Origin of the sequence: Bacillus cereus group sp. BfR-BA-01492, assembly GCF_022662815.1 — a bacterium.
Taxonomy (GTDB): Bacteria; Bacillota; Bacilli; order Bacillales; family Bacillaceae_G; genus Bacillus_A; species Bacillus_A cereus_BD.
Genome location: NZ_JAKUEH010000002.1, coordinates 259,356 through 277,450, shown reverse-complemented (window position 1 = coordinate 277,450; position 18,095 = coordinate 259,356). Strand labels below are relative to the sequence as shown.

Sequence of the window (18,095 nt, the reverse complement as noted above, 5' to 3'; positions counted from 1 at the left end):
AATGAGCATGAAAAAAATCGAAACAATAGAAGAGTTTGAAGCGTTAGTAGAAACAGCGGAACCATACATTTTGTTTAAACATAGTACAACGTGTCCAATTAGCCAAGGAGCATATACAGAATTTCAAGCTTATTGTAAGGAGAACGATGAAACTACCGCATGTTACTTATACATACAGGATGCAAGAGATGTTTCCAATCGCATTGCTGAACATTTCGGTATTAAGCACGAATCACCTCAAGTGTTATACATAAAAGATGGGATTGTAGTGTGGCATGCTTCTCATTGGAATATTAAAAAAGAAGCATTGGAAGAGAACATCAAGTAAGAAGTGAGCGAAGAGGCTCGCTTCTTTCTTTTTTGAAAAAAATTATTATAATTTTCTTAGATTGAGTTTTAGAGAGCGCATATACGGAATGAATAGATGAGAGAACGATTCCAAATGCAATGTATATCATGTGACAACCTGACGTCTATTCGTTATAATAAGTTAGCTTAAACGTGATAATAAGATAATGAAACAAATATATAAATATACAACTGAGAAAGAGGTGGCTGTCCTATGGCATCACAAGAATTAGATCGTTTACGTTCTCAAATTGATGAAATAAATATGCAAATGTTAAAGCTTTTAAATGAAAGGGGTCGTCTTGTTCAAGAAGTCGGTAAAGTAAAAGAAGAGCAAGGGATCATGAGATTTGATCCTGTACGTGAAAGAAACATGCTGGATTTAATTACAGAACATAATAATGGTCCGTTTGAAACATCAACACTTCAACATATTTTTAAACAAATTTTTCAGATGAGCTTAGAGTTACAAGAAGATGATCATCGCAAGGCGCTTCTTGTTTCTCGTAAGAAAAAGCCAGAGGATACAATTGTTACGATTAAAGGTGAGAGAATTGGTGACGGGAATCCGCACTTTATTATGGGACCATGCGCTGTAGAGAGTTATGAACAAGTGTGCCAAGTAGCGGAAGCGATAAAGGAACAAGGATTAAAATTAATGCGCGGTGGTGCATTTAAACCTCGTACATCTCCTTATGATTTTCAAGGTCTTGGCTTAGAGGGATTACAAATTTTGCGACAAGTTGCTGATGAATATGATTTAGCTGTCATTAGCGAAATTTTAAATCCAAACGATATTGAAATGGCTCTTGATTATGTAGATGTAATTCAAATTGGTGCTCGCAATATGCAAAACTTTGAACTATTAAAAGCTGCGGGTGCTGTAAAGAAACCAGTATTATTAAAACGAGGTTTATCAGCTACTATTGAAGAATTTATTTATGCCGCAGAATATATTATGGCACAAGGGAATGGAGATATTATTTTATGTGAGCGAGGCATTCGAACGTATGAGAAGGCAACTCGTAACACACTAGATATTTCCGCTGTGCCGATTTTGAAGAAGGAGACACATTTACCTGTTGTAGTAGATGTAACGCATTCTACAGGGCGTCGTGACCTTCTATTACCAGCCGCAAAAGCAGCAATGGCAATCGGTGCTGATGCTGTTATGGCTGAAGTGCATCCGGATCCAGCTGTTGCATTATCGGATTCAGCACAGCAAATGGATATTCCGGAGTTTAATGAGTTTATGAAAGAACTAAAAGCGTTTCGTGGTAGATAGTAAGGAATGTTTGTCTATGCGATATTTTTCGCATAGACTTTTTGCAGAAAATGTCCTTTTTTACATAAAAAATACGAAAATACGAGAAAAGAAGCGAATTTTTTCAGAACTTTTGCGGGAACATATTGTATGAGTCTGCAATTTTATCGTATCATTAGTAAAAGGACTCGGGACGATTGGTGGCATCTTCAAATAGAGTTGATGTCTTTTTTTCATTCAAGTGAACCGATACATAAAAATAGATAACATAGATAGAAGGAGTGTGCGAAAAGATGAACGTAACAATCTATGATGTAGCGCGTGAAGCAAATGTTTCAATGGCAACTGTATCACGTGTTGTAAACGGTAATCCAAATGTAAAGCCTACAACAAGAAAGAAAGTATTAGAAGCAATTGATCGCTTAGGATACCGTCCAAATGCGGTAGCGCGTGGATTAGCAAGTAAAAAAACAACTACAGTAGGGGTTATTATTCCTGATATCTCCAATACATTCTATGCAGAACTTGCACGTGGGATTGAAGATATTGCAACAATGTACAAATATAATATTATTTTAAGTAACTCGGATCAAAATAAAGAAAAAGAGTTCCACTTATTAAACACAATGCTAGGTAAACAAGTAGATGGGATTGTATTCATGGGTGAAGATATTACAGATATCCATGTCGAAGAATTTAAAAAATCTCCAGTACCGATTGTATTAGCAGCATCATTTGACGAGAAGAATGAAACACCATCAGTAAATATTGATTATACACAAGCAGCTTATGATGCAATGAAGTATTTCTTAGAAAAAGGCCATAAGCGAATTGGTTTCGTATCAGGTCCTTTCATTGATAAAGCAGGAAGCGCAAAGAAATTACAAGGTTATAAAAAAGCTTTAGAGGAAGCTAATATTTCATATGATGAAAAACTTGTAATTGATGGAGATTACACATATGATTCAGGGTTAGAAGCATTTGAAAAACTTTGGGCACTGGATCAAAACCCAACAGCAATTTTTGTGTCTTCCGATGAAATGGCATTAGGTGTCATCCATGCAGCACAAGACGCTGGCTTACGTGTACCAGAAGATGTAGAAGTGCTTGGATTTGACAATACACGCCTTGCATTAATGGTACGCCCACAGCTTTCAACAGTCGTACAACCAATGTATGACATCGGTGCGGTAGCGATGCGTTTACTTACAAAATATATGAATAAAGAAAAAGTAGAAGATCATACAGTTATCTTACCTCATCGTATTCAATTTAGAAGTTCGACGAAGTAAGGATAAAAACTCACAGCAAGGTGCTTGCTGTGAGTTTTTTTGTTATCCCTATTGAGAAGGAGTTCAACTCAGAATCGTGAAACAGTAAAGGGAAACTTAAATTCAGCTTTAAAATGAAAGGAATTAGGAATGCCCTTTTATATAAATTTTGGCTATCTCATTTGAAGGAGAAAAAGGAAGAGACATGATAGAATTCTCTGTATGATCTAGAATCAAAATTCCCTATAAATACACAATGTCATGTATAATAGAAAGAAAAGGCTTGTGAGGAGGGGAAGAGATGATCATTCTTTGGATTATTACGCTTTGTATGACTGCTTTTTTTGCTTATATGACGTTAAAACAAACTGGTTTAAAGCGATTTGTTCCAGGAAGTATTCTTGCCGGAATCGCCCTTATCACATATGTATCTTCTATTTTCATTGAACATGTTTCAGCGGAATGGAGTACAAATTTTGTATTTAGCGGCATTACATTATTTGCTGGTAGTATGATGGTATTAATGGTTGCTGGTATTGTTTTTTTTATTCATATGAATTCTGAAACGTTATAAGATATAAAAAAAGCATGTCCCATATGGGCATGCCTTTTATCATTTTATTATGCTTGATCTTTAGAAGCATTTTGTTGTTTCAATAAATCGCGAATTTCGCCAAGAAGAACTTCTTCTTTTGTTGGTTCTGGAACTTCTTCTTTCTTTTCTTCTTCTTTTTTGAATGTTAACTTGTTGAATAATTTAATGAATAAGAAGATTGAGAATGCAATGATTAAGAAATCAACAACAGTTTGAATAAATGCACCATATTTTACTACAGCTTTTCCAAATGTAAAGGAAAGTCCTGTGAAGTTTACTCCACCAAGTAGTAACCCAACTAATGGCATGATCACATCACTTACTAATGAAGAAACGATCTTACCAAACGCACCACCAATTACAACCCCGACAGCTAAATCCATGACATTCCCTTTTAAAGCGAACTTTTTAAACTCATTCCACATATGTTATGCCCGTCCTCTCTACATTTTAATATGAAGATTATAATTCCTATCACCATATTTTATAGAAGTTTATATGAGAAATAAAGAGGAAATGAGAATGAAAGTAAATTCAGAAAAGTGTATCCGTTTTATTCTATATTATCCAAATTATGTGATTTAAATGTTTTAGAACGTAGTATAATTCTACTATTTATTAAGGATTTTAGCTCTTTTAGATTGTTAATAATAAGTTTTGTATCAAACAATAAAAGAAAGATTAATATTCTTCGGATAAAATATCATCTTCCTTGAAAAAAGAATAGGAGAAAATCTCCTATTCCCTAATACAACGCCTTTTTTGTATTATTCCGAATAATTTCGAGAGATTTTGCGACAGTTAGTGCGTTTTTTTCTTCAATTTCTGCTTTTCGAGGGATAGGATTGTACATGTTGTTAGGGTCTTCCCATGTGAGAGGAAGTTCAGTTTCAGCTTGTCCTTTCCACGCTTCAATCCATTCTGGAGGGAGATAACCTGAGATGTTTTGGATGTTGTTCATTGCAATCCATATGAGTGCCCATGCTCTTGGGACAACGCGCCACATGTCATAGCCACCGCCACCAACAGCAATCCAGCGCCCATCGCAATATTCGTTTGCAATTTCATTAGCGAGCTTTGGAATTTCGCGATAAATTTCTATCGTTGCACAAAGGTGTGTAAGTGGATCATAATAATGCGCATCGGCGCCATTTTGCGTTAAAATAATATCCGGTTTAAAATAAGCGGCGACTTCTTTTACAACAGTACGGTAAGACTGTAAAAAAGAATCATCTTCTGTAAAGGCATCGAGTGGAACATTGAAAGAATAGCTATATCCCACACCTTGTCCTCTTTCATTCACTGCACCGGTTCCAGGGAATAAATATCGCCCTGTTTCATGAAGTGAGATGGTACAAACATTTGGATCATCATAAAAAGACCATTGTACACCATCGCCATGATGAGCATCTGTATCGATATATAAAACGCGCAGTCCATATTTTTTCTGTATATATTTTATAGCGATCGAGCTATCGTTATAAATACAAAAGCCGGATGCTTTTCCGCGGAATCCGTGATGCAGTCCGCCTCCTAAGTTTAATGCACGCGTTGCTTTTCCAGACATAACAGCATCCACAGCTGTTAATGTACCCCCAACAAGCAATGCGCTTGCTTCATGCATATGAGGAAACATGGGGGTATCCTCTGTTCCAAGCCCGTATGTCATAGCGATTGATTGTTCTAAATTGCCTTCTCCAGCACGTTTTACCGCATTGATATACTCCTCTGTATGAATGAGTGCAATTTCCTCATCTGTAGCCATTCGGGGTGGAATGACTTGAGAAGGGGATAAAAATCCACTCTTTACTAATAAATCATATGTAAGTGTTACGCGAAGTTGGTTAAAAGGATGCTCAGGGCTAAAAGAATAGCCCTGAAACTTATTTGAATACACGAATACATTTTTCATGCTTGCATCCCCATACTGTTTGGCCATAAGACGTGATACCCCTTTTTTTCAAGTGCTTCAATCACTCTTAGAGGATTCATCGTTTGAATGCGGAAAACGAGCACCTTCTCATTCTCATCTTTTGCTGGGTAGACGAGAACACTTACAATGTTTATTTGTAAATCACTAAAAATAGTAACTACTTTTCCAAGAATACCAGGTTCATTTTTCACTTGAATTTCAATTTGAGAACTTGGTTGATGCGCTCCTGTTAATTTTACTAATGTATGCAGTACTGTAGATTCAGAAATAATGCCCACCAATTTTCCAGCCTTTGTGACAGGAAGGCAACCGATTTTATTTTCGAAAAATAATGTTGCAATTTCTTCAACGAAATCAAGGGGATGGCAAGTCATAACAGGGTGTTTCATAATAAGGTGAAGCGGTTGTTTTAACATATCGAGTGAAACTTGCTCATCGAGGATAGACGGACTTGCATCTCTTACATCTCGATCAGAAATAATACCTACAATTTGGGTATTTTGATCGACAATGGGAATGTGCCGAATCCCTTTTGTACGTATTGTTCGGATTGCGGTTTCGATTGTATCATCTGGATGCAGTGCGATAACATCTTGATTCATAATTTCTTCTACAATCATTCCATTCGCCCCCTTTTTAGTACATAAACCGATTCTGGAAACGTAGACGGTCAAATGCTTGAATAGAATTGGTATCGACGCGTTTGCCAATGCGAACCATTAAACAGTTGGCAGGATGAGAACAAATTTCTGGATCATCTGTAGCCATCCATTGTAAACCACCAGCATTCATCATTTTTTCCATTACTTTTCGATATTCCCAAACATTTAAACCAGTTTGCTTTAAATCCCAGTGCCAATAATACTCAGTTGTTAATATAATATAATCTTCCATATGATCATCCATCATAGAAACTTCTAATAAGTTTTTTCCGACAGAGCAGCCACGAAATGCTGGAGCAACTTCAATCGCTCCAAGTTCAATTACATTTTCGATATTCCCTTCTGACCATCTTTCAAGTGGATCAGGATATAAGTATGTAACGTATCCGATAATTGTATGGTCGTGCCGCGCGATAATAATGCGAGCTTCTGGTAATTTAGAAATTGCAACGATTGCTTTATATTGTTGCTCGGCAGGGCGAAACGCAACTAAATCGGGATGGAATTCATATGTTTCAAGATTATGTGTAGAAACAGGCCCTTCAATTATTAAAGTCCCTTTAGATGTTTTTAAGTTTCTAGCATTATATATTTTTTTATGAATCAACTTTTTACTCACCGCCTTGAGGGTTTGTGAATCTACTATACATCGTACTTTATACTATATGTGATGTGAATCGAATTTTGTCATTAAAAATTTGTCAAAAAATTAACAAATATACTGAAAATTTTAAATAATGTTATTATAATAGATAATAGAATATATAGGGAGGGGATGTAAAGTATGAAAGTGGAAACGCTTCCTGTCATTAAAGGAGAACATAATTTATTAAATTATGAAGAAGCATACGCACATTTTAACTGGGAAGAGGTTCATCAACATTTTACTTGGCATGAAACAGGCCGAGTAAATATGGCGTATGAGGCAATTGACAAGCATGTAAAATCTGAACGAAAAAATAAAGTCGCCCTGTATTATCAAGATGGCTCTCGAAAAGAGAAATATACATTTAAAGAAATGAAAGATCTTTCTAATAAAGCGGGAAATGTCTTGAAAAATTACGGTGATGTGGAAAAAGGAGATCGCGTTTTTATCTTTATGCCGCGTTCCCCAGAATTATATTTTGCCCTTCTTGGTGCAGTAAAGTTAGGGGCAATTGTTGGTCCGTTATTTGAGGCATTTATGGAAGGTGCAGTACGCGATCGTTTAGAAGATAGCGAAGCGAAGGTGTTAATTACAACTCCTGAATTGTTAGAACGCGTACCATTAAATGATTTACCAGCTTTAAAAACAGTCTTTCTTGTGGGAGAAAATGTAGAAGAAGGCGGAAAGATTGTAGCGTTTAATCCGCTGTTTGAACAAGCTTCAAAAGAATTACATATCGAATGGTTAGGCCGTGAAGATGGCTTAATTCTTCATTATACATCTGGCTCAACTGGTAAACCAAAAGGTGTTCTTCATGCACAAAATGCAATGGTTCAGCACTATCAAACAGCAAAATGGGTGCTAGATTTAAAAGAAGATGACGTATATTGGTGCACAGCTGATCCAGGCTGGGTAACAGGAACTGCTTACGGTATTTTTGCGCCATGGTTAGTAGGAGTGTCGAATCTAATTTTAGGTGGGCGCTTTAGTCCTGAGGCTTGGTATGAGGCACTAGAAGATTACGGCGTGACAGTTTGGTACAGCGCGCCAACAGCATTTCGAATGTTAATGGGGGCCGGACAAGAAGCGATTAAAAAATATAATTTATCCGAGCTTCGTCACGTATTAAGTGTTGGTGAACCGTTGAATCCAGAAGTGATTCGCTGGGGGATGAACGCTTTTGGTCTTCGTATTCATGATACATGGTGGATGACAGAAACAGGTGGACAAGTGATCTGTAACTATCCTTGTATGGAAATTCGCCCAGGGTCAATGGGGAAACCAATTCCAGGCGTAAAAGCAGCGATTGTTGATAATGAAGGAAATGAAGTACCGCCATATACAATGGGTAACTTGGCAATTGCGAAGGGATGGCCAGCGATGATGCGCGGGATTTGGAACAATCCGCAAAAGTATGAGTCATACTTCATGCCAGGCGATTGGTATGTATCAGGCGACTCTGCATATATGGATGAAGATGGTTACTTCTGGTTTCAAGGGCGTATTGATGATGTCATTATGACATCAGGTGAACGCGTTGGTCCGTTTGAAGTAGAAAGTAAATTAATTGAGCATACTGCGGTAGCGGAAGCAGGTGTAATTGGTATTCCTGATCCAGTACGAGGGGAAATTATTAAAGCGTTTATTGCACTTCGCGCAGGGTATGAACCATCGGATGAATTAAAAGAAGATATTCGTCAATTTGTGAAAAAAGGTCTAGCAGCTCATGCAGCACCAAGACAAATTGAATTTAGAGATAAATTACCGAAGACAAGAAGTGGTAAAATTATGCGACGCGTATTAAAGGCATGGGAGTTAAACTTACCAACAGGCGATTTATCAACGATGGAAGATTAAAAAAGAAAGGTATGAACGTCACACCTCGTTCATACCTTTCTTTTTATGTTATATATACGTATTGAAAAGGCTATGCAAAGAAGAACAGCAAAGGAATAACACTGTAGCTTAAAGAATTTTCGCCGCGGGAGAGCAATTGCTTTTTTAGAGATGATGACTTTGAAACACAGAACGATTAAACAGCAGTGAAATGTACTAGAATTTCAATCCATTCAGCAAATTTTAGGAAAAGCTATCGACATGGCAATTAACGAATTTAGTCAGTTATTTGAAATATATGAAAGTGAAACAACAGAAATAGCCTGACTATAGTGAGAAAGGGTTGGAATGACTGTATCGAAAGTAAAAAAATAAAATATTTTGTGAACCGTTTGCCTCTATCATTTGTATAACTTTATGATACAACAAATGAGGGAGGTATTTTATATGTCGAATAAATGGATGTTTTCATTGGCTTTCGTAGGTATTATCGTTGTAATTGGTTGTGGAATGTTATTGCCTATGGCGATTGGATTTAAAGTTTCAATGATTACAGCAGGAGTGATTATGATCGTTATGTTTTCTATCATTATTCCATTTGATAGGAAATATATTATACGAAAAAAGGGAAATAAAATCGACTTTATCAAAACAAAAGTGTACTTTCGCTGGAATGTATTTGATACAGTTTCTGTTTGTCTTGCAGTGTATGCATGTATATGTGTGCAAGCATTAAACATTTTAGTTTCAAGTGGGCTCACAATTCAAAACCCATATGTGCAGTTTTTTACGAACCAATCACAAGTATGGATAATTGTTGCGATTGCGTATTTAATCGGACGAATCTCTTTAACGCTAAAGGGGATAAAGGAGATCAAAAAATATGGCGCAGATTGGGATTGAGGAAGAGCTCATGCTTGCGTATCAAAATGGGGATAAGCAAGCTGGAGAAAGACTATACGTCTTAATCAAACCAGCACTATATACATTTTTATATCGTTTTAACCGTAATGAACAATTGAGTATAGATCTCGTTCAAGATACGTTTTTAATGTTGGAACGTAAAAAGCATATGTATGAAGTGGAGAAGGGAAAGGTTAAAACATATTTATTTCAAATCGGTTATCGTCTTATGATTAATAAATTAAATCGAAGAAAAAAGTGGCGCTCTCTTTTGCCGTTTTTCGTACCAATTCAAGAGAAGGAATTTTCACAAGAAGATCGGATTACTGTAAGAGAAGCGATGTTAAAGGTTCCTGAAGATCAGCGAGCAGTCCTTATTCTTTCTTATTACCATGATATGCCACAAAAGGAAATTGCACAGGTTTTGAGTATACCGGTAGGTACGGTGAAATCAAGACTTCATAATGGAATTAAGAAATTAAAACAATTGTTGGAGGTGGATGATATTGAGCGAAAATCCCTTTAAGAAGGAATATAAATTAAAGCAGTATTTAAATAGTGACCATGTAAAAATACCGGATTTTCCGAAAACAGTAAGTCGCTTTGATCGATTACTTAGATTGCTCGCTTCCCCAGCGAAAGATCCTGTGGAAGCGACAATTGGAAATGGTTTGTCAATTATGTTCCATGTTTCGTTATTAGCGGGTATCCCCATTCTTTCTCTAATGACGATATGGGTGACAACTTTGTAAAAAATAAGCACTAGAATAAATTTCCAGTTTGATTTGACATGTTTATATAAATGATGGTATAAAGAAAAGTATATAAATAATTGAGCGTGGAAAGGGAGAAGTAGTGATCATTTCCCTGTTTTAGAGAGCTGATGGTCGGTGAAAATCAGCACATAGATGATCGCGAATTACGCCCCTCGAGCATCTTTTTTCGATTGAATTAGATTTGATTCAAAAGGGAAAAGACGGTGATGAGCCGTTATGTGAATGAGGTGGTAGGCTATTTGGCCTGCAACTAGGGTGGTATCGCGATAATCAAAATCGTCCCTTATTTGAGGGACGATTTTTTTATGTTTTCACATTTCACGCCACATTACATTAAAGGAGAGTATGTAGGATATGGGTATTTTACAAGATCTTGAGTTTCGCGGATTAATTAATCAGCAAACAGATGCTGAAGGTTTAGAACAATTATTAGCAAAAGAAAGCGTTAAATTATACTGTGGTTTTGACCCAACAGCAGACAGCTTACACATCGGTCATATGCTACCAGTATTAATGTTACGTCGTTTCCAATTAGCTGGTCATCAACCAATCGCACTTGTTGGTGGTGGTACAGGAATGATCGGGGACCCAAGTGGTAAAAAAGCAGAGCGTACATTAAATACGAAAGATACAGTTGCTTACTACACTGAAAGTATTAAAAAACAGCTTTCAAACTTCTTAGAATTTGAAAACGTAGAAAATCCAGCAGTAATGGCAAATAACTATGACTGGCTTGGCAACTTAGATGTCATTACATTCTTACGTGACATCGGTAAAAACTTCGGTTTAAACTACATGTTAGCAAAAGATACAGTAGCATCTCGTTTAGAGACTGGTATTTCATTTACTGAATTTAGTTACATGATTTTACAATCATACGACTTCTTAAACTTATACCAACAACACGGTTGCCGTCTGCAAATTGGTGGTAGTGACCAATGGGGTAACATTACAGCGGGACTTGAATTAATCCGTAAATCAGAAGAAGATGCGAAAGCATTCGGGTTAACAATCCCACTTGTTACAAAATCTGACGGTACGAAGTTTGGGAAAACAGAAGGCGGTGCAGTTTGGTTAGACCCAGAGAAAACAACTCCTTACGAGTTCTATCAATTCTGGATTAACACAGATGACCGCGACGTTGTGAAATATTTAAAATACTTCACATTCCTATCTCATGAAGAAATTCTTGATTTAGAAAAACAAGTAGCTGAAGCACCTGAAAAACGTGCAGCACAGAAAGCATTAGCTTCTGAAATGACAAAACTTGTTCACGGCGAAGAAGCATTAGAACAAGCGATTAAAATTTCTGCAGCTTTATTTAGCGGTTCAGTAGCAGAATTAACAGCAGATGAAATTGAACAAGGCTTCAAAGATGTACCATCTGTAGACCGCAGCGCAGAAGATACAGGGTTAATTGACTTACTTGTAGAAAGCAAAATTTCTCCATCAAAACGTCAAGCACGTGAAGATGTTACAAACGGTGCGATTTATATAAACGGTGAGCGCACACAAGAATTAGATTACGTTGTCACAGAAAAAGACCGCATCGAAGGGAAATTTACAATCATTCGCCGCGGTAAAAAGAAATATTTCTTAATTCGTTACTAAGAAATAGAACATATAAGACAAAAAGGCTTTGAGGATTTATTCCTCAAAGCCTTTTTGTCTTAAACTTTTTCGTATGTTCATACAGAAGTCACACGCTAGGAGTAATATATATGTATGCCATATAACAGAAAGGAGTGCATAAAAAAATGTCACTGGAAGCGCTTATTATATTTTCTTTGCTCAATGCTGGTCAGCTTGCGGAGAATACACAAAGCGATGTACACAAAAATTCGAAAGATGCTTATGTATATGTGGAAAAACAAGAGGATGAAAAATGATTTTATTTTATATATAGTGAATCAGTAATAGCATTTTAGAAGAACTTTCAAATGAATATCAATTAAGCTTACGTGAAGATATGTTTGAGGCATTGACTGGTTAGAAGAAGGTACACTGTCTAGATTTAGAAGTGATAGTTCTAATGTAGCATTAGCACTGAAAAGAAATGCTAGATCGAATAGAACAGTATAAACAATAAAAAGGACACTGAATGATTCAATAAAGGTTTCATTTAGTGTTCTTTTGTAACTACTCAGCTCCCCTTGCATTTTTTGAAAATAAATCTCTATACCACGTTTGATTCCTTGATTACTGGTTAACACTTTAAATATCAAATCAAGGGAGGTGGAGTGTATGAACTACAAACAATTTTTAGAAGTTTACAATCAAGGACCTGAAGAATTATACCGTCTATTCAAAGTACATGAAAAAACAATTGAATCCCTTCAGGCGCAACTTCAAGTTGTTTCGAATCGCGTTTCGGCTCTTGAATTTCACGCTAAAAAAACTCTACAAATAGCCATAAACCACCTTCATCTGATGGACTACGTAAACCGAAAGTGAAAAGTTTACGTGAAACAACAGATCGTAAGACAGGTGGTCAACCTGGTCATAAAGGTCATACACTTCATTATTCTTCAAATCCGGATTACGTAATCAGACATTCTGTGACGACTTGTGAATGTTGTGGGAAATCTTTAGAACATGCGCCTGTTATTCAAGTGAAAACACGCCAAGTTTTTGATATTCCACCTATTCAACTAGAAGTGACGCAACATGAAATGGAAGTAAAAAAGTGTAGAAAGTGCGGGACGAAAACAAAATCTGTATTTCCTGAAGAAGTGCAACACCATGTACAATACGGTGTAAATGTACAAAGTATGGTCATGTATATGATGTACTATCAACTTGTTCCTTTTGCCCGAACAAAAGAGTTTTTTTCATCACTTTTTTAATCTGTCTATCAGCGAAGGAACGCTTTGGAATATGAATCGAAAATTTGGAACATATTTAACGAAAACCTTCGAGCCGCAAGCTAGAAACGTGCTGATCCAAGCACCTGTTATCCATTTTGATGAAACAGGGTTACGAAGTAACGGGAAAACACAATGGTTACATACATTGAGTACCGATCAAGTTACGTTACAGTATGTTCATGAAAAACGTGGCACAGATGCGATAAACGAAATCGATGTCTTACCGAAATTCCAAGGCATTGCCGTTCATGATTGCTTGGCATCGTATTTTGTGTATGAACATTGTGAACACGCTGTATGCAATGCCCATTTACTTCGTGATTTAAAAGCGATTCACGAACAAACAAAGCAAACATGGACACAGGAGATGACAGAAATACTCATCTTGGCAAAACAAGAAAGAGAACGTCAAAACACATCTCTGAATCCCATGGCTGTCGCGTGGATGGAGGATACCTATACTGCTATTCTTGAGAAAGGGTATAGGGAAAATGCTACAATGGCGAATCATGATGCAGAAAAATTATTAAATCGATTCTCAAAGCGTCAAGATGCAATATTACTATTTGTAGAAAATCCAAACGTTCCATTCGACAATAATTTAGCTGAGCGGGACTTACGAATGGCAAAGGTTAAACAAAAAGTCTCGGGTACGTTCCGGAGTGAGACGGGTGCACAAAATTTCGCACTGGCACGAAGCTTTTTAAGTACACTAAAGAAGCAAAAAAAGAACTTGTTTGCATCCATAAAACAAGTAATGAAAACAGGAAAAATAGAATGATTCGAAACATAGCTTGAGAGGTAATTTTTGATATAATTACCTCTCTTTGTATTGATTTTGGGTAGGGGCTGAGTAGTTACCATTTTTCACACATAAAGTCATTTCTAAAGTAGAGCTTGTCCATTAAATATTTTTTGAAGGTATTAACATATCTCAAAGCGAACTTATCCATATTCAAAATGAAAAAGAAGAACGTTAATCCTTATAATAAGGCGTTCTTCTTTTATTTTTTATTCTTCGTCTTCCACATCGCGTAAGCTATTAAGTAATTCTGTAAAAGACGAACAAACAGGATAGATTGCTTTTTCGATATCCTCTTCTTCGTGTTCCCAAAATACAACAGTTGGTGATTCAGGATTTTTTCGATAATCAAAACATAAGTGATTTCCAAATGAATCTTTACCGAAAGGGTATACCTTATCTACTAATCTATCTTTTATATCTTCATATACTTGAAGAATAGAATTTCTACTTTCTAAATCAAAAGTTAAGAGTTTACTGAACACATTTTCATCTTGATTAGGTATATCAAATATTTTAGGGCGTGGGTAGCCACCATCATATTTTTTCACACATTCAATAAAATCAATAGGAAATTTAACACCAAAATATTGTTCTACTTGTTGAATATGTTCATCTGTAATTTCTTTTTTATTTACTCCAATCCATTTCATATTGTTCATTTTAATACCTTACACTAAAGAAGCGCTGTTTTTAATGCGTCCTCAAGCATTGTATTGAAATTATTATATGTTTTCATCACTGTGCCAGAGGGTTTATCAAGTTCTAAATAATTACCGTCAGATAAGTTTTTACAAAACCACGCAATACTTGAATCTCCTAAGAAAAGATACTCTTTTTGAAATTCATTTTCATACCAAATCTCATTCGTGTCTATAAATCCACAAATTGGTTCGTTTCTTTCTGTTTCTAGTAAAGAAGGGTCAACTCCATAAATAACTAGTCCACCAAAATCTAAACCATTTACGGTTTTAAGAAACTCCTCAAATTCACTCGGTAAGTCAACATTAAACTGCTCTTTCACGTGTTCTCTTAATCTATGAACTTCAGTATCTGTTGCAGGTGTGTTTAACTTAAAGTTAACACTTTTCAGTATATCTTCAATTTCTAAAATCAGATTTTTCCACATATAAAAAACCTCTTTCTAAGTGTATTTATTCTCCTTTAGGGTAGATATTATATTTTGGTATAGGCCAGCTTATGTCTGCACTATCTCCAGGTTCTAAGTGTCTAGTTAATGTACGTTGTGTATTAGTTATAGCTTTATGATATGGATGATTTTGTATTAAAGTTAAATTTTCAAATGCGTTTGTTCCTCCGTCGTCTAAAGGAAGATTATGATGTACTTGCCATCCTACTGGAGGCCTTCCTTGTTTCATTAATTCTATATTGTCATCTGTTATTCCCGCTTTCTTAAGTTTAGCAAGCTTAACAGGGTCATTTACCAAGGATTTAAGAAACTCTTGTCTTACACTGCTATCAAAAGTTTTCCTAAGTTGTTCAGCTTCTTCTTTAGGTCTCTTAGTATAAGTAATATCTTCTACTTTGACATCCTCAAGAAGTACATCTTTTCCATACAATTTACCAACAAAAACATCCCCATCTGCGGTACTTTTAGTATATTGATAAGGAGATAATTTATTGCTAGCTTCTTGGTAAGCATCAGCAAAGCTAGATTTCAAGGAACCTCCACCAATACCTGCTATTGAAAGCCGATTTCCGAAATTAAAGTTAAAGTTATTTAAAATATTTAATGAGTTTCTGAATGCAGGATTCGTCATAAGAGACTTTCCTTTTGCAAAACTTGCAACGGCTGCTACTTTTCCTGCTTGTCCTGCTTTACTAAGACCTTTATCACCAAAAAGCCCCAGCCCTAATGATGCTACAGCATAGGCAGCATAATGTTCTCTACTTTCCAGATCCCCATTCCAAAATTCATTCATGAATGAATCTGATAACGCATTCCATGCCGCAGGAAGAGTTTCGTCGTAGTTTACAATTGCATCACGCATATTTTCCCACGTTTCTGCATCACCTAATGCTTTTAATCCTTCCCATGTATCTGTAGCAGCATCTTCTACACCAGAACGAATACCATTCCATGCATCTCCTAAATCTTTTTTAAGGTCATCCCATTCTTTCTCCAAAATCTGATTTGGAGAAAGTGGTCCGCACATCGCCCCTTCTTCAATATTATCATCGGAAGTCTTTCCCTCAACTAGATTTCCATCATATGAACCATCTGCATTACGAAATTTCTCAGCAGCCTTCATTAATTCTTCTTCTACTTTATCCATCTCATTAAGAATCACAAAAGCTTTGGGCTTCGCTTCATTAAAATCTTGATAGAATTTTTGACTTGATGCTCCTGCCCATTGAAAAGATAAATATTCAATTTGATTATAAAGATCCTTATGTATAATGTCTATTTGATGTCTTGCATCTTTTACTGTTTTTGCAACTTGTTCTAGTCTCTCAGGTGTTATTTTTATTTGAACCATATTTTCCCTCCTTTCCCTAATATTTAACAAGGGAATTATACTATATAGGCATTTTTCTGTTACAGGAATTTTGGGTAAAATAGAGTATGGCTCTTTATTATGTATTGGATGTAGAAAGAGCCGGTGATATTAGATAATTCACCAAATAAAAAAGTGAACGATTATGAAAAATATTCGTTCACTTTTATTTTACTCTTTATAAATGTAATTCATAATTTCCGTCAGTACTATCGGGCTTTCTAAATATTTCCTCGAATGGACCAACCTTTTTTGAAAAACCATTTTTTAATGCAAAGTGGTAACCTTCTTCAGTTATAACTTCTTGTAATACTAATCGTTTGAAGCCTTTTTCTTTAGCGAACGTCTTAAACCATTCAAGAACAATACTACCCTTACCTTGATTACTTGGGGTAATACTTATAGTAGTAATTGTTAAGTGTGGATCAGGGGAAAATTCACTCCTAAGATTAATTGTAACCATAGATTCTTTAGAAGAAATAATTAAAGCATATTTAGAAAAATTTTCGGTGAATTCTATTTCGTCTTGTACTAATTCTTCTAATAGCATTTTTAAATTTTGAAAGTCATGAACATGAAGAGGAATCTTGGTGAATTTGTCTTTTAAAATAAGTAGCTCCTTTTATCATCTGTTTTTTATACTTACCCATTTCTATACACACGCCAGCCTTTTTTATTTTGGCCCCAAACCGGCCCCGATTATATTCTTTTTTATGCCTTATCTTGCATTATTAAATAAAATAAAAAAAGCCCAGGCCCCTTGATAAACAAGGTTCCTAAGACTTTTAATACGACTCTTTGCAGAGTACCGAGATTAACGAGAATAGAACTCTACGATTAATGCTTCGTTGATTTCAGCTGGTAACTCAGCACGCTCAGCGTGACGAGTGAAAGTAGCTTCTAATTTGTCAGCATCGAAAGTTAAGTATTCTGGTACGAAGTTGTTAACTTCCATAGCTTCTTTAACTACAGCTAGGTTGCGAGATTTCTCGCGAACGCTGATAGTTTGACCTGGTTTCACGCGGTAAGATGGGATATCTACGCGAGCGCCATCTACCATGATGTGACCGTGGTTTACTAATTGGCGAGCTGCGCGACGAGTGCGAGCTAAGCCCATGCGGTAAACTAGGTTGTCAAGACGAGCTTCAAGAAGGATCATGAAGTTTTCGCCGTGTTTACCTGGCATTTTACCTGCTTGGTCAAATGTGCGACGGAATTGACGTTCAGTCATGCCGTACATGTGACGAAGTTTTTGTTTTTCTTGTAATTGTAAACCGTATTCAGAAAGTTTCTTACGTTGGTTAGGACCGTGAGGACCTGGTGCGTAAGGGCGTTTTTCTAATTCTTTACCTGTGCCGCTTAGAGAGATACCAAGACGACGAGACAGTTTCCAAGCTGGACCTGTATAACGAGCCATAGTTGACTCCTCCTTTAATGTTTTTATTTACGTAAAATAAAAACAGACGTAATTGACATTTACGGGTATTTTGTTTTCATGTACCTTCGCTCCAGCAGCAGGGAGTTACGAGATACACCTCTTGAGAGGAACAAAATACAAACGATAAATTCAAATTACAAGGCTGCCTTTTTATTTTACACAAACGCTATTATATCTGTTTCCCGAAATTTCGTCAAGCCAGTTCGTTTTTTATTTATGTATATAAAATTTGGAA

At 36.2% G+C, this 18,095-nt stretch carries 22 protein-coding genes, 1 pseudogene and 1 other annotated feature; of the genes and pseudogenes, 14 read left to right on the top strand and 9 right to left on the bottom strand.

Features of this window, described 5'->3' with window-relative positions:
* Position 1: 1 nt before the first annotated feature.
* The 4 genes from ytxJ to MR063_RS04565 all read left to right on the top strand — a co-directional run bounded on the left by ytxJ (position 2) and on the right by MR063_RS04565 (position 3,457).
* The gene (ytxJ, locus tag MR063_RS04580; RefSeq protein WP_242194123.1) at positions 2–328 is read left to right on the top strand and encodes a bacillithiol system redox-active protein YtxJ; all 327 of its coding nucleotides are present in this window, start codon (positions 2–4) and stop codon (positions 326–328) included.
* A gap of 234 nt (positions 329–562) precedes the next feature.
* Positions 563–1,633, top strand: a complete 1,071-nt coding sequence (locus MR063_RS04575) for a bifunctional 3-deoxy-7-phosphoheptulonate synthase/chorismate mutase (RefSeq protein ID WP_242194119.1) — start codon at positions 563–565, stop codon at positions 1,631–1,633.
* A gap of 272 nt (positions 1,634–1,905) precedes the next feature.
* Positions 1,906–2,904 carry a catabolite control protein A gene (gene ccpA, locus MR063_RS04570; RefSeq protein ID WP_242194116.1) on the top strand — a complete coding sequence of 333 codons (999 nt, stop codon included), beginning with the start codon at positions 1,906–1,908 and terminating at the stop codon, positions 2,902–2,904.
* A gap of 280 nt (positions 2,905–3,184) precedes the next feature.
* Positions 3,185–3,457, top strand: a complete 273-nt coding sequence (locus tag MR063_RS04565; protein WP_242194113.1) for a DUF3917 domain-containing protein — start codon at positions 3,185–3,187, stop codon at positions 3,455–3,457.
* A gap of 47 nt (positions 3,458–3,504) precedes the next feature.
* Here MR063_RS04565 and mscL read toward each other — a convergent pair whose 3' ends face one another.
* The 4 genes from mscL to MR063_RS04545 form a co-directional block, all read right to left on the bottom strand.
* Complete coding sequence (gene mscL / locus MR063_RS04560; RefSeq protein WP_242144157.1) at positions 3,505–3,903, bottom strand: large conductance mechanosensitive channel protein MscL; 399 nt, start codon at positions 3,901–3,903, stop codon at positions 3,505–3,507.
* A 320-nt stretch (positions 3,904–4,223) separates the two neighbouring features.
* Positions 4,224–5,390: an acetoin utilization protein AcuC gene (locus tag MR063_RS04555; protein ID WP_242194897.1), complete on the bottom strand. Its 1,167-nt coding sequence runs from the start codon at positions 5,388–5,390 to the stop codon at positions 4,224–4,226.
* Positions 5,387–6,031, bottom strand: a complete 645-nt coding sequence (locus MR063_RS04550) for an acetoin utilization AcuB family protein (RefSeq protein WP_242144156.1) — start codon at positions 6,029–6,031, stop codon at positions 5,387–5,389. The genes MR063_RS04555 and MR063_RS04550 overlap by 4 nt, the downstream gene beginning before the upstream one ends.
* Before the next feature lie 16 nt (positions 6,032–6,047).
* Entirely contained in the window at positions 6,048–6,680 is a 633-nt protein-coding gene (locus MR063_RS04545) for a GNAT family N-acetyltransferase (RefSeq protein WP_242194894.1), read from the bottom strand.
* Between the two features lie 177 nt (positions 6,681–6,857).
* On the opposite strand from MR063_RS04545, the gene acsA reads away from it, so the two are divergent.
* From acsA to tnpC, 10 genes and pseudogenes are all read left to right on the top strand, one after another.
* A complete protein-coding gene (gene acsA / locus MR063_RS04540) occupies positions 6,858–8,576 on the top strand; it encodes an acetate--CoA ligase (protein ID WP_242194110.1) in 1,719 nt (572 codons plus the stop codon).
* Between the two features lie 99 nt (positions 8,577–8,675).
* A pseudogene (locus MR063_RS21940) lies at positions 8,676–8,882 on the top strand (hypothetical protein); the annotation flags it as partial.
* A gap of 120 nt (positions 8,883–9,002) precedes the next feature.
* On the top strand, positions 9,003–9,458 hold the full coding sequence (locus MR063_RS04535) for a hypothetical protein (protein ID WP_242194106.1): 456 nt from the start codon (positions 9,003–9,005) through the stop codon (positions 9,456–9,458).
* Positions 9,439–9,984, top strand: coding sequence for an RNA polymerase sigma factor (locus MR063_RS04530; RefSeq protein WP_242194103.1), 546 nt, complete (start codon positions 9,439–9,441; stop codon positions 9,982–9,984). Before MR063_RS04535 ends, MR063_RS04530 begins: the two co-directional genes overlap by 20 nt.
* Positions 9,965–10,210: a hypothetical protein gene (locus MR063_RS04525; RefSeq protein WP_242194101.1), complete on the top strand. Its 246-nt coding sequence runs from the start codon at positions 9,965–9,967 to the stop codon at positions 10,208–10,210. Before MR063_RS04530 ends, MR063_RS04525 begins: the two co-directional genes overlap by 20 nt.
* Before the next feature lie 78 nt (positions 10,211–10,288).
* Positions 10,289–10,521, top strand: a binding site (T-box leader).
* A 67-nt stretch (positions 10,522–10,588) separates the two neighbouring features.
* A complete protein-coding gene (gene tyrS / locus MR063_RS04520) occupies positions 10,589–11,845 on the top strand; it encodes a tyrosine--tRNA ligase (protein WP_242194098.1) in 1,257 nt (418 codons plus the stop codon).
* A gap of 146 nt (positions 11,846–11,991) precedes the next feature.
* The gene (locus MR063_RS04515) at positions 11,992–12,123 is read left to right on the top strand and encodes a transporter (protein ID WP_242194079.1); all 132 of its coding nucleotides are present in this window, start codon (positions 11,992–11,994) and stop codon (positions 12,121–12,123) included.
* Positions 12,124–12,478: 355 nt separating this feature from the next.
* Positions 12,479–12,688 (top strand): hypothetical protein, encoded by a 210-nt coding sequence (locus MR063_RS04510; protein WP_242194076.1) that lies wholly within the window; start codon positions 12,479–12,481, stop codon positions 12,686–12,688.
* Positions 12,685–13,080 carry an IS66 family transposase zinc-finger binding domain-containing protein gene (locus MR063_RS04505; protein ID WP_242194073.1) on the top strand — a complete coding sequence of 132 codons (396 nt, stop codon included), beginning with the start codon at positions 12,685–12,687 and terminating at the stop codon, positions 13,078–13,080. The genes MR063_RS04510 and MR063_RS04505 overlap by 4 nt, the downstream gene beginning before the upstream one ends.
* Positions 13,034–13,882 (top strand): IS66 family transposase, encoded by an 849-nt coding sequence (gene tnpC / locus MR063_RS04500; RefSeq protein WP_313928317.1) that lies wholly within the window; start codon positions 13,034–13,036, stop codon positions 13,880–13,882. Before MR063_RS04505 ends, tnpC begins: the two co-directional genes overlap by 47 nt.
* A gap of 230 nt (positions 13,883–14,112) precedes the next feature.
* Here tnpC and MR063_RS04495 read toward each other — a convergent pair whose 3' ends face one another.
* From MR063_RS04495 to rpsD, 5 genes are all read right to left on the bottom strand, one after another.
* Positions 14,113–14,565 (bottom strand): SMI1/KNR4 family protein, encoded by a 453-nt coding sequence (locus MR063_RS04495; RefSeq protein ID WP_242194045.1) that lies wholly within the window; start codon positions 14,563–14,565, stop codon positions 14,113–14,115.
* Positions 14,566–14,579: 14 nt separating this feature from the next.
* Positions 14,580–15,032 carry a YrhA family protein gene (locus tag MR063_RS04490; RefSeq protein WP_242194028.1) on the bottom strand — a complete coding sequence of 151 codons (453 nt, stop codon included), beginning with the start codon at positions 15,030–15,032 and terminating at the stop codon, positions 14,580–14,582.
* A gap of 25 nt (positions 15,033–15,057) precedes the next feature.
* Positions 15,058–16,404 carry a WXG100 family type VII secretion target gene (locus MR063_RS04485; protein WP_242193999.1) on the bottom strand — a complete coding sequence of 449 codons (1,347 nt, stop codon included), beginning with the start codon at positions 16,402–16,404 and terminating at the stop codon, positions 15,058–15,060.
* Positions 16,405–16,600: 196 nt separating this feature from the next.
* Positions 16,601–16,972, bottom strand: coding sequence for a GNAT family N-acetyltransferase (locus tag MR063_RS04480; RefSeq protein ID WP_242193997.1), 372 nt, complete (start codon positions 16,970–16,972; stop codon positions 16,601–16,603).
* A gap of 264 nt (positions 16,973–17,236) precedes the next feature.
* A complete protein-coding gene (gene rpsD, locus MR063_RS04475; protein WP_242144131.1) occupies positions 17,237–17,839 on the bottom strand; it encodes a 30S ribosomal protein S4 in 603 nt (200 codons plus the stop codon).
* Between the last annotated feature and the right edge of the window lie 256 nt (positions 17,840–18,095).